The organism is Mycolicibacterium mageritense, assembly GCF_010727475.1.
Taxonomy (GTDB): domain Bacteria; phylum Actinomycetota; class Actinomycetes; order Mycobacteriales; family Mycobacteriaceae; genus Mycobacterium; species Mycobacterium mageritense.
Genome location: NZ_AP022567.1, coordinates 4,749,043 through 4,760,898 on the forward strand (window position 1 = coordinate 4,749,043; position 11,856 = coordinate 4,760,898).

General features: G+C 69.3%; 11 protein-coding genes. 8 read left to right on the forward strand and 3 right to left on the reverse strand.

What is annotated here, in order from left to right:
• Nucleotides 1–2 precede the first annotated feature (2 nt).
• Entirely contained in the window at nt 3–1,079 is a 1,077-nt protein-coding gene (locus G6N67_RS22845; RefSeq protein WP_407663291.1) for an AbrB family protein, read from the forward strand.
• Here G6N67_RS22845 and G6N67_RS22850 read toward each other — a convergent pair.
• On the reverse strand, nt 1,066–2,211 hold the full coding sequence (locus G6N67_RS22850) for an FAD-dependent oxidoreductase (RefSeq protein WP_036428690.1): 1,146 nt from the start codon (nt 2,209–2,211) through the stop codon (nt 1,066–1,068). The two genes, G6N67_RS22845 and G6N67_RS22850, sit on opposite strands and share 14 nt — an antisense overlap.
• 97 nt (nt 2,212–2,308) lie before the next feature.
• On the opposite strand from G6N67_RS22850, the gene G6N67_RS22855 reads away from it, so the two are divergent.
• Entirely contained in the window at nt 2,309–2,881 is a 573-nt protein-coding gene (locus G6N67_RS22855; RefSeq protein WP_036428688.1) for a TetR/AcrR family transcriptional regulator, read from the forward strand.
• Here the strand turns inward: G6N67_RS22855 and G6N67_RS22860 are convergent.
• Nucleotides 2,852–3,634, reverse strand: coding sequence for a purine-nucleoside phosphorylase (locus G6N67_RS22860; RefSeq protein ID WP_036428686.1), 783 nt, complete (start codon nt 3,632–3,634; stop codon nt 2,852–2,854). The genes G6N67_RS22855 and G6N67_RS22860 overlap by 30 nt on opposite strands.
• Nucleotides 3,635–3,671: 37 nt before the next feature.
• Between G6N67_RS22860 and G6N67_RS22865 the strand changes: the two genes are divergently transcribed.
• The 4 genes from G6N67_RS22865 to G6N67_RS22880 all read left to right on the forward strand — a co-directional run bounded on the left by G6N67_RS22865 (nt 3,672) and on the right by G6N67_RS22880 (nt 8,044).
• On the forward strand, nt 3,672–4,853 hold the full coding sequence (locus tag G6N67_RS22865; RefSeq protein WP_036428684.1) for a M20 family metallopeptidase: 1,182 nt from the start codon (nt 3,672–3,674) through the stop codon (nt 4,851–4,853).
• Nucleotides 4,850–6,010, forward strand: a complete 1,161-nt coding sequence (locus G6N67_RS22870; protein ID WP_036428681.1) for a M20 family metallopeptidase — start codon at nt 4,850–4,852, stop codon at nt 6,008–6,010. Before G6N67_RS22865 ends, G6N67_RS22870 begins: the two co-directional genes overlap by 4 nt.
• 105 nt (nt 6,011–6,115) lie before the next feature.
• Nucleotides 6,116–7,057: a hypothetical protein gene (locus G6N67_RS22875; RefSeq protein WP_036428679.1), complete on the forward strand. Its 942-nt coding sequence runs from the start codon at nt 6,116–6,118 to the stop codon at nt 7,055–7,057.
• A 99-nt stretch (nt 7,058–7,156) separates the two neighbouring features.
• Complete coding sequence (locus G6N67_RS22880; protein ID WP_036428678.1) at nt 7,157–8,044, forward strand: type IV toxin-antitoxin system AbiEi family antitoxin domain-containing protein; 888 nt, start codon at nt 7,157–7,159, stop codon at nt 8,042–8,044.
• A 72-nt stretch (nt 8,045–8,116) separates the two neighbouring features.
• On the opposite strand, the gene G6N67_RS22885 is transcribed toward G6N67_RS22880, so the two are convergent.
• Nucleotides 8,117–8,584 (reverse strand): gamma-glutamylcyclotransferase family protein, encoded by a 468-nt coding sequence (locus G6N67_RS22885; protein WP_036428675.1) that lies wholly within the window; start codon nt 8,582–8,584, stop codon nt 8,117–8,119.
• A 41-nt stretch (nt 8,585–8,625) separates the two neighbouring features.
• Here G6N67_RS22885 and G6N67_RS22890 point away from each other — a divergent pair, with 41 nt between their 5' ends.
• On the forward strand, nt 8,626–10,041 hold the full coding sequence (locus tag G6N67_RS22890) for an NAD(P)H-quinone dehydrogenase (protein ID WP_036428673.1): 1,416 nt from the start codon (nt 8,626–8,628) through the stop codon (nt 10,039–10,041).
• A gap of 64 nt (nt 10,042–10,105) precedes the next feature.
• The gene (locus G6N67_RS22895; protein WP_036428672.1) at nt 10,106–11,851 is read left to right on the forward strand and encodes a glycerol-3-phosphate dehydrogenase/oxidase; all 1,746 of its coding nucleotides are present in this window, start codon (nt 10,106–10,108) and stop codon (nt 11,849–11,851) included.
• Nucleotides 11,852–11,856 lie beyond the last annotated feature (5 nt).

An 11,856-nucleotide genomic window follows, 5' to 3' on the forward strand; every position in this document is an offset into this window, starting at 1 on the left:
TGGTGCTTCGGTGGGCCCTGCTCGCGGCGGTGACGGTCGCGGCGACGGTGCCGCTCACCCTCGTCGGCGTACCGTCGGCGGCCCTGTTCGCGGCACTCGCCGTCGGCATCGTGCTCGCGCTGGCGTCGCTGGCTCCGTCGGCGGTGCCGCGGCGCGCAGGCATCGTCGCCCAGGGTGTGCTCGGCGTCTACATCGGCACCATGGTCCACCAGGACGCGGTCGAGGCGTTGCGGTCGAACTGGTTGATCGTGGCAGCCGTCTCCGTCGCGACGCTGGCACTGAGCGTGCTGGCCGGGGTGCTGCTCGGGCTGCACCGCGATGTGACGCCGCTGACCGGGTCGCTGGCCCTGGTGGCGGGTGGGGCCTCGGGCCTGGTGGCGATCGCGCGCGAACTCGGCGGTGACGACCGCGTGGTCTCGGTGGTGCAGTACCTGCGCGTGGCGTTGGTGACCGCGACCATTCCGCTGGTGGTGACGCTGGTCTTCCGGCCCACTCGTTCGCACCCCGGTGCCGTTCCGATCCACCCCGATCAGGCGCCCTGGTACGTGAGCCTCGGCCTGCTGGTCGCCCTGGTGGCGGTCGGCGCGGTGGGCGGCCGCTTGATCCGGTTGCCCGGCGCCGGGTTGCTCGGGCCGTTGGCGCTCACGGTCGTGCTGCAGCTCACCGGACTGTCGTTCGGGCTGACCGTGCCCACGCTGCTGGTGCAGGCCGCGTACATGGTGATCGGTTGGCAGGCCGGGGTGTCGTTCACGCGAGAATCGCTGCGGGCGATCGGTCGTATCCTTCCGCTGGCGCTGACGCTGATCGTGGTCCTCGGTGTCGCCACGGCTGGCCTCGGTGTGGTGCTGGCCAACGTGGCGGGCGTCAGTCAGCTCGACGGCTACCTGGCCACGAGCCCGGGCGGCGTCTACGCGGTGCTGGCCACCGCCGTCGAGACCGGATCCAACGTGACGTTCATCGTCGCAGCCCAGGTGTTGCGGGTGCTGCTGATGTTGTTCGTCGCACCGCTGCTGGCGCGCATTCTGGCCAGGTTCGCGGGACGGGCCAAAGCGGAACCCGTTGGGGTCAGCGGCGGTTGAGACCCGAAAGTTGCACCGCCAGCTTGCGCCGCACCGCGGGCACCATGCCCGCCAGCCGCATGACGGCGTTTCGGAACGGGCGCAGCCGCGCCGACGCGGTCGCCAGTTCGGTGAGCCGGCTGGTCTGCGAGACGACGCGCTGCGCGACGCGGCGCCGGGCCTCGGCGTAGTCGTCGAGCAGTTCCTCGGGCTCGCCGTCGAGCACGCGTGCCAGGCACTCGCCGAGCGTGACGGCATCCTGGATGCCCAGGTTCATGCCTTGCCCACCGGCCGGTGAGTGCACGTGCGCGGCGTCGCCTGCCAGCAGGATGTGGTTGTCCCGGAACGCATCGGCGACGCGGTGGTGAACCCGGAATCGCGAGCCCCACACCACGTCTTCGACGACGGCCGGGTGTGCCGCCGGTCCGCGCTCGTCGAGCAGCCGCTGGACGAATGCCGTGTCGGGGTGCTGCGGGGCGTCGTCGACGGTCGCCACGATGCGATGCCTGCCGTCGGGCAGTGGCGCGACGACCACCAGGCCGGCCGGGGAGAAGTACAGGATGACCTGATCGGCCGGAACCCCGCCGGACAGCCGCACATCGGCCAGCGCAAATGATTCGCCGTAGGTGCCGCCGGTGAAGGGGATGCCGGCCTGGTCGCGCACTGTGCTGTGCATGCCGTCCGCGCCGACGACGTAACGTGCCTTGATCTCCTGGCCGTCGGCGAACGTCGCGGTCGCCCAATCGCCGTCCTGGACGATGCGGTTCACGGTCGCCGGGCGGATGACCTTTCCGCCGAGCTGTTCGAGCCTGTCGAGCAGGAATGCCTCGGTGTCGGCCTGCGAGATCATCAGCGTGTACGGGTACCGCGTGGGCAGCTTGCCGAACGGCACGCCGATGAGCAGGGTGTCGCGGTCGCGGATGGTGAACGCGGGTGTGTGGACGCCGCGGGCCACGAGTTGCGTGGTGACGCCGTAGGGCTCGAGCAGCTCGAGGGTGCGGGCGTGGACGACCGCGGCACGCGAGGTGTTGGCCCCCGCGGCCTGATTGTCGACGACGGTCACGGTGTGGCCGCGCTGCGTCAACACGATGGCGGTGGTCAATCCGACCGGGCCGGCCCCGACGATCAGCACATCTGTGGTGGACGTTTGCATCTCGACTCCTTGTCAACAACCGTTGGTCAACGCGTGTTGACTTCAACTTAGAGCTGCGGCACTGGAAAGTCAACATCTGTTGACCTAACCTGGCGGCATGAGACGCACGGCAGCCGAAGCCAAGGCGGGGATCCTCGCCGCAGCCCGCGAACGCTTTGCCGCGGACGGGTACGAGCGGGCCACCATCCGCGTGATCGCGGGCGACGCCGCGATCGACCCGGCCATGGTCATGCGTTACTTCGGGAGCAAGGAGGGGTTGTTCGCGGCCGCGGCCGAGTTCGATCTGGACCTGCCGGACCTCACCGAGATCGCGGCCGAACGACTCGGCGCCGCACTGGCCGCCCATTTCGTCGAACGGTGGGAGCGCGACGAGGCACTGCAGATCCTGCTGCGGGTGGGCGTCACCAACGAGGCGGTCGCCGAGCGGATGCGCACGATCTTCGCGGCACAGCTGGCGCCGGTGATCGTGAAAGCGACCGCGAATCCGCAGGAGGCCCCGGTGCGCGCGAGCCTGGTCGCCTCGCAGGTGCTCGGCATGGCGCTGTGCCGGTATGTGCTGGCCTTCCCGCCGTTGGCGGGGATGTCACGCGAGGATGTCGTCGCCTGGATCGGCCCGGCGCTGCAGCGGTATCTGACCGTGTCAGAGCCGCGCGATGACAGCGGCGAGTAGCGAGCCCATCCGGGTCGCGGACCGGCGGCCCGCCTCAAGCACCTCGGCATGGCTCAACGGCTCGCCGGTCATGCCCGCTGCCAGGTTCGTCACGAGGGATACGCCCAGGACGTCGGCGCCCGCGGCGCGGGCCGCGATCGTCTCGTGCACGGTCGACATGCCGACCAGATCGGCGCCCAGGGTGCGCAGCATGCGGATCTCGGCAGGCGTCTCGTAGTGCGGCCCGGGCAGTCCCGCATAGACACCGTCGGGCAGGTCGGGGTCGATCTCGCGGGCGATCCCGCGCAGCCGCGGCGAGTACGCGTCGACCAGATCCACGAACTGTGCCCCGACCAACGGTGACCGGGCCGTCAGGTTGAGATGGTCGCTGATCAGCACGGGCTGGCCGATCTCGTACTCGGGCCGCAGGCCGCCCGCGGCGTTGGTGAGGATCACCGTGGTCACCCCTGCCGCGGCCGCGGTGCGCACGGGATGCACCACATGCTGCAGGTCGTGCCCCTCGTACGCGTGGATGCGGCCGACCAGGACGAGCACGCGATGCGCACCGATCCGAACCGACAGCACCTGCCCGCCGTGACCTTCGGCGCTGGGCGGAGTGAACCCCGGCAGCTCGGCCATCGGCACCACCGCGACCGGGTCGCCCAACTGCGCCACCGCGGGTGCCCACCCCGATCCGAGGACCACCGCGACGTCGTGGTGGTCGACGCCGGTGCGGTCGGCGATCGCGGCTGCAGAGTCGTCGGCTTCGGTCACAGTTCGGCAGCCTAACCGGCGGTGAGATACTGCGAGGATGCCCACCGCCACCGCTGCGCTCAGTGTTGAGGATGCCGTCAACCGGCGCCGTGGCGACCTCATCGCGCTGTCCCATTCGATTCACGCCGAACCCGAGCTGGCGTTCGCCGAACATCGCAGCTGCGCCAAGACCCAGGCGCTGGTGGCCGAGCGCGGCTTCGAGATCACCGCGGCGCCTGCTGGGCTCGACACCGCATTCCGCGCGTCGTACGGCGCCGGGCCGCTGGTGATCGGGATCTGCGCCGAGTACGACGCGCTGCCCGAGATCGGGCACGCGTGCGGGCACAACATCATCGCGGCATCGGCGGTCGGCGCCGCGCTGGCACTGGCCGACGTGGCCGACGAGCTGGGCCTGACGGTGGTGCTGCTCGGCACCCCGGCAGAAGAGCTCGGCGGGGGAAAGGTGTTGATGCTCGACGCCGGAACCTTCGACGACATCGCCGCCTCGGTCATGCTGCACCCGGGCCCGGTCGACATCGCGGCCGCGCGCTCGCTCGCGCTCTCGGAGGTGACTGTCGACTACACCGGGCGCGAGTCGCACGCCGCGGTGGCGCCGTACCTGGGCGTGAACGCCGGCGACGCGGTCACCGTGGCGCAGGTGGCGGTCGGCCTGCTGCGCCAGCAGTTGATGCCGGGCCAGATGGTGCACGGCATCGTCACGCACGGAGGTGAGGCCACCAACGTGATCCCGGGACGGGCCGAGCTGCGGTACACGATGCGCGCTGCCGACATGGCGGCACTGCGGGCGCTGGAAGGCCGCATGGCGGGCTGCTTCGAGGCCGGTGCGCTCGCGACGGGATGTACGCACCAGGTGACCGAGACGGCGCCCGCTTATGCCGAACTGCTGCCCGATCCGTGGCTCTCGGAGACCATCCGCGCCGAGATGATCCGGGTGGGCCGGGAGCCGCTGCCGCAGAGCGTCGAGGCCAGTGTGCCGCTCGGCAGTACCGACATGGGCAACGTGACCCAGGTGATGCCCGGCATCCACCCCGTGATCGGCATCGACTCGGGTGGCGCGTCGATCCATCAGCCCGCGTTCACCGCGGCAGCGGCAGGCCCGAGTGCCGACCGCGCCGTGGTCGAAGGGGCAATCATGTTGGCGCGCACCGTGGTTCAGCTGGCCGAGACACCGGCTCAACGGGACCGGGTGCTTGAGTTGAAGGAGGCGCGGGCGTCATGAGTCTGGCCGACGTGGCAGATCGTTGGCTGGAGGCCAACTACGACGAGATGGTGTCGTGGCGCAGGCACATCCACGCCCATCCGGAGTTGGGGCGCCAGGAGTTCGCCACCACCGAGTTCGTCTGCAACCACCTCGCCGAGGCCGGGCTCAACCCCAAGGTGCTGCCCGGTGGGACCGGTCTGACGTGTGACTTCGGGCCCGAGGACGGCCCGCGCGTGGCGTTGCGGGCCGACATGGACGCGCTGCCGATGGCGGACCGGACCGGAGCGTCCTACGCGTCGACGGTGCCCAACGTGGCGCATGCCTGCGGACACGACGCGCACACCGCGGTGCTGCTCGGGACCGCGCTGGCCCTGGCCTCGGCGCCGGAACTGCCGGTCGGCGTGCGGTTGGTGTTCCAGGCCGCCGAGGAGCTGATGCCGGGCGGCGCGATCGACGCCGTCGCTGCCGGCGTGCTCAACGGTGTGTCGCGGATCTATGCACTGCACTGCGATCCCAGGCTCGCCGTCGGCCGGGTGGCCACGAAGCCGGGCCCCATCACGTCGGCGGCCGATTCGATCGAGATCACGCTGCACTCACCGGGCGGCCACACGTCGCGGCCGCATCTGACCGGCGACCTCGTGTACGGGCTCGGCACGCTCATCACGGGCCTGCCGGGTGTGCTGTCGCGCCGTATCGATCCCCGGCACAACACCGTGATGGTGTGGGGTGCGGTCAACGCCGGGGTCGCCGCCAACGCCATTCCGCAGATCGGCACACTGGCGGGCACCATCCGGACCGCCAGCCGCGACACCTGGCTGACTCTCGAATCGATTGTGCAGGAAGTCGTTTCCACACTGCTGGCACCGCTGAACATCGAACACAGCCTCAATTACCGCCGTGGCGTGCCGCCCGTGGTCAACGAGGAAGTGTCGACGCGCATCCTCACCCACGCGATCGAGGCCGTCGGCCCCGACGTGCTCGCCGACACCCACCAGTCCGGCGGCGGCGAGGATTTCTCGTGGTACCTGGAGGAGGTGCCCGGCGCGATGGCCAGGCTCGGCGTGTGGAGTGGGCTGGGCCCGCAGCTGGACCTGCACCAGCCGACCTTCGACCTCGACGAGCGCGCGCTCGGTGTCGGTGTCCGCACGCTGGTCAACATCATCGCCGCGTCATAGACCCTCTTTGCACCGCGAGCGCGCGTGTCTGTTGCCCGCCACGCCGCATGTCATCGGCAGTTTTGCCGCGCTCGCAGCGTCGCGAGTACCCATAAGCTGTCGAGGGTGACGGCGTATCCCGACGAAGAACTGGCGGCGTCGACCGCAGCGTTGCGCGAAGCGCAGTCGTTGCGGCAGCGGTTGGCCGTGGCCGGCCGTGAAGCCGACGAGTGGTCCGCGGTGGCCGCGACAGCCAAAGCGCGGACCGCGCACGAGGCCCGCGATGTCCGCAAGCTGGAATCCCTGTCACTGACGATGATCCTGACGCGCCTCAAAGGCTCTCATGGTGACGACGTGGCTCGCCAACGGGCTGAGCACGAGGCTGCTGAGTACGAGTACCGCGTGTGTCAGGAGCGCGCCGACGCGCACCAACGCGTCGTCGACGATCTCCAGCGCCGGCTCGACAACCTCGGCGACGTCGACGCAGCCTATGAGCGCGCACTCGCGGCCAAGGAGCAATGGCTGCAACGCAATGGCGGCGCGTTGGCCGTCACACTGCTCGAAAATGCCCAGCGGCGAGGGCGATTGACCGCCGAGCTCAAGGAGATCGCGGAGGCGCAGGCCGCGGGCATCGGCGCCCTGCAGAGTCTGCACGCCGCGGCCGAACAGCTCGGCAGCGCCGTGACATGGACCAGGTACGACGCCTCCCGAAGCGGCGAGGCACTGGCCATGGTCGGCAAGATCGACCTGCTCGAAGAGCTGGCCGAGCGGATGCGGGCGGTCGATCTGGCCCTCAAGACGTTCGGCACCGAACTTGCCGACATCGACATGGCAGGTCTTCGGATGGTCGACCTGAAGTGTTCCGCAACGTTTTTCGAAGTGTCGTTCGACAACATCTTCACCGATATGGCCTTGCACGAGCGGATCGTCGAGGCGCAGGGCGATGTCGCGGCGGCCATCGACGGTACGAACCAGATCTGGGTGCGCCTCGAGGAGCGACGACTGCGCCATGCCGACGAATTCGCGCGACTGGTGGCACAGCGGGACAGGCTGGTGCTGCGCGCCTGATCCGCTCCCCAGACACCGGTTGTGCACAGATTGTCATTCATCCACAGCCAGGGCGTCTGCCTCTTCCAAAGTGCTTGCGCGGCATCGACCATCGTCGTCATGGACCCACACCTCGGCCTACTTCTCGACACCCAAGGCGGTGTCGCCACCAGTGCTCAGATCATGAGCCTCATCACCCGGCACGCCTTCGACTGTGCCGTCGATACCGGTGAGCTGGAACGAATTTGGCACGGCGTCTATTGCCGCGGGGAACCGACGGACAACCTCCGACTGCGCGGGCTCGATCTGTCGTGTGGTCGCAAGGTCGCGGCCTGTCTCGGCACCGCTGCCGCGATGTACGGCTTCGACACCGAAGGCCCGCCTGATCTACACGTGCTCAATCCGCCCGGCCACCAGTTGCGGTCGGCCGACGGTTTGGTCGTGCATCGGCGCGATGGTGCGCCGTTGACAATCGTCGACAACCAACACGCGACCGCGCCGGCGTGGACCGCCATCGAGGTGGCGCGGTCGTTACGCCGGTCGCGGGCCTTGGCAACGCTCGACGCCGCGCTCCGCAGCGAAACGTGTACGCGAGCCGGTCTTTGGCAGGCGGCCTTGGCGCAGGCCGGGCGGCGGGGCATCGTCAACGTCCGGAATCTCATAGCCTTGGCCGACGGGCGCGCCGAATCTCCGATGGAGAGCGAGGCGAGGCTGGTCATGCTCGACGGTGGCCTGCCCGTGCCGGAACTGCAGTACGAGGTCGTCGACGGCAACGGTGAACTCAGGCGGCTCGACTTCGCGTGGCCGCACCAGTGGCTGGCCGTCGAGTACGACAGCCTGGACTGGCACGGCAATCCCGACGCGCTGCGTGACGACCGCAGGCGTACCGCGGCATTGATGGACGTCGGCTGGACCGTCATCGCGGTCGTCTTCGAGGACGTCCGGCACCGGCAAGGAGAGATGGTCGCGAGGATCAATGCACAGTTGAGTCACGCTCGTGCGGCGTGAGAGTGCGCAGAATGCTGACGACACGCCGTGCGCCCGCCGACAGACACGCACGGTCGCATGCTGAAGAACCGCCTACGGCCCGATGTTGCGCGCCGGGCGGGTGCGCAGGTCGTGCACGTACTCGGGCGGTGCCCCGGCGATCTCGGCCGCGTCGGCCATCACCCCGATGTAGCGGGCGGACGGCAGCCCGCCTTCCCACGCGTCGACCACGTACAGCCAGGCCAGCACGGGATCGGTGCTGGTGTCCGACGACAGCCGGTCCACGCGGCAGCGGATCTTCTTGTGGAAGCCGAGTTCCGAACCCTCCCAGCGATCGAGCGACTGCTCGTCGGCCGGCGTCATGTCGTAGAGCACCACGAACACCTTCGACAGCGGATCCTCGACCACGGTGGCCAGCGCGCCTTCCCAGCCGATGTCCTCCCCGCCGAAGGTCAGCCGCCAGCCGTGCAACCAGCCGGTTCCCGCCATGGGGGAGTGCGGAGCCCGTTCGAGCATCTGCTCCGGATGCATGTTGGACCCGTAGGCGGCGTAAAGCGGCACGGTAAGACAGCTTAGTGCGCAAAGTTGGTTAGGTTAGTGCGGTGGCAACCCGCATCGTGATTCTCGGCGGCGGCCCCGCCGGTTATGAGGCGGCGCTGGTCGCCGCAGCACGCGGCCCGAAGGTCGCTCAGGTCACCGTCGTCGACTCCGACGGAATCGGTGGCGCCTGCGTGCTGTGGGACTGCGTGCCGTCGAAGACGTTCATCGCATCGACAGGTGTGCGGACCGAGCTGCGCCGCGCCCCCAATCTGGGCTACTCGCTGGACCTGTCCGAGGCCAAGATCGAGCTGCCGCAGATCAACGAGCGGGTCAAGACGCTGGCTGCCGCGCAGTCCGTCGACATCGCCGAGCGGTTGCGCAGCGAAGGCATCGACCTCATCGCCGGCCGCGGGGAGCTGATCGACGATGTCCCCGGCATGGCGCAGCATCGCATCAAGGTCACCGGTCCGGACGGGCGGGTGCAACAGCTGACGGCCGACGTCGTACTGATCGCCACCGGCGCCAGCCCGCGCGTGTTGCCCAACGCGGCGCCCGACGGCGAGCGCATCCTCAACTGGCGTCAGCTCTACGACCTCGAAACCCTGCCCGAGCATCTGATCGTGGTGGGTTCGGGCGTGACGGGTGCGGAATTCGTCAACGCCTACACCGAGCTGGGCGTGACGGTGACCGTCGTGGCCAGCCGCGATCAGATCCTGCCGCACGAGGACTCCGACGCCGCGGCCGTGCTGGAGGCCGTGTTCTCCGAGCGCGGCGTGACGCTGATCAAGAACGCGCGTGCCGAATCGGTCACCCGCACCGACACGGGTGTGTGCGTGAAGATGGCCGACGGACGCACCGTCGAGGGCAGCCACGCGCTGATGACGGTCGGTTCGGTGCCCAACACCGGCGGACTGGGGCTCGACCGGGTCGGCATCGAGCTCGGGCCGGGCAACTACCTCACGGTCGACCGGGTGTCGCGCACCTCGGTACCCGGCATCTACGCGGCCGGTGACTGCACGGGCCTGCTGCCGCTGGCGTCGGTGGCCGCGATGCAGGGCCGCATCGCGATGTACCACGCGCTGGGCGAGGCGGTCGCGCCCATCCGCCTGCGCACGGTGGCTGCCGCGGTGTTCACGCGCCCAGAGATCGCCGCGGTCGGGGTGCCGCAGGCCAAGATCGACGACGGGTCGGTACCCGCACGGACCCTCACGCTCCCGCTCAACACCAACGCCCGGGCCAAGATGTCGAGCCTGCAGCACGGCTTCGTCAAGATCTTCTGCCGTCCGGCCACGGGTGTGGTGATCGGCGGAGTCGTGGTGGCGCCGATCGCCTCCGAGCTGATCCTGCCGATCGCGCTGGCCGTGCAGAACGGCATCCCGGTCGACGAATTGGCCCAGACGTTCTCGGTCTACCCGTCGCTGTCGGGTTCGATCACCGAGGCCGCGCGTCAGCTCATGAAACACGACGATCTGGACTGAACCGGGCCCGGACTCGGGCCGTGGCGGCGAGCAAATGCCGATCGGGCCACGTAGCCTGAGGGACGTGACTGACCCGATCTCAGCACCGGGCGACGGGCAAACCTTTCTCAGCCCCGAGCAACGGGCGCAGGCCTGGCAGCAACTCGGCGACGAACAGTTCGACGTGGTGGTCATCGGCGGCGGCGTGGTGGGGGCCGGGGCGGCCCTGGATGCGGCGACGCGGGGCCTCAAGGTCGCGCTGGTCGAGGCCCGCGACTTCGCCTCCGGAACGTCCAGCCGCAGCTCCAAGATGTTCCACGGCGGGCTGCGCTATCTGGAGCAGCTCGAGTTCGGCCTGGTGCGCGAGGCGCTGCATGAGCGTGAGCTCAGCCTGACCACGCTGGCGCCGCACCTGGTCAAGCCACTGCCGTTCCTGTTCCCGCTCACCAATCGGTGGTGGGAGCGGCCCTACATCGCGGCTGGCATCTTCCTGTATGACCAGCTCGGCGGGGCCAAATCGGTTCCGGCGCAGAAGCATCTGACCAAGGCCGGGGCGCTGCGCCTGGCGCCGGGCCTCAAGCGCAGTTCGCTCATCGGCGGCATCCGTTACTACGACACCGTGGTGGACGACGCCCGGCACACCATGACGGTCGCGCGCACCGCGGCGCACTACGGCGCGGTGGTCCGCACGTCGACCCAGGTCGTGTCGCTGCTGCGGGAAGGTGATCGGGTCACCGGCGTGCGGATCCGTGACTCCGAGGACGGCAATGTCACCGAAGTGCGCGGACACGTCGTGGTGAACGCGACGGGCGTGTGGACCGACGAGATCCAGGCGTTGTCCAAGCAACGCGGCCGGTTTCGGGTCCGTGCGTCCAAGGGCGTGCACATCGTGGTGCCGCGGGATCGGATCGTCAGCGAGGTGGCGATCATCCTGCGCACCGAGAAATCGGTGCTGTTCGTGATCCCGTGGGGTACGCACTGGATCATCGGCACCACCGACACCGACTGGAATCTCGACCTCGCGCATCCCGCCGCGACCAAGGCCGACATCGACTACATCCTCGGCCACGTCAACACCGTGCTGGCCACCCCGCTCACGCATGACGACATCGACGGCGTCTACGCCGGGCTGCGGCCGTTGCTGGCCGGTGAGAGCGAGGAGACCTCCAAGCTGTCGCGTGAGCACGCCGTGGCCGTGCCCGCGCCGGGACTGGTGGCGATCGCGGGCGGCAAGTACACCACCTACCGCGTGATGGCTGCCGACGCGATCGACGCGGCCGCCGAGTTCGTGCCCGCCCGGGTGGCGCCGTCTATCACCGAGAAGGTTCCGTTGATGGGTGCCGACGGGTATTTCGCGCTGATCAACCAGACCGAGCACGTCGGTGCGCACTACGGCCTGCACCCGTACCGCGTGCGGCACCTGCTGGACCGCTACGGCTCGCTGATCGGCGAGGTGCTCAAGCTCGCCGAAGACGATCCCGTGTTACTGGAGCCGATCACCGAGGCGCCGGTGTACCTCAAGGTCGAGGCGGTCTACGCGGCCGCCGCCGAAGGCGCCCTGCACCTGGAGGACATCCTGGCGCGGCGCATGCGGATCTCGATCGAATACCCGCACCGCGGTGTCGATTGCGCCCGTGAGGTTGCGGAAGTGGTTGCGCCGGTGCTGGGTTGGAGCGCCGAGGACGTCGACCGCGAGGTGTCCACCTACATCGCGAGGGTCGACGCCGAGGTGCGCTCGCAGCAACAGCCCGACGACGAATCGGCTGACGCACTGCGGCAGGCCGCGCCGGAGGCACGCGCCGAGATCCTTGAGCCGGTGCCCCTGAATTGACGGGG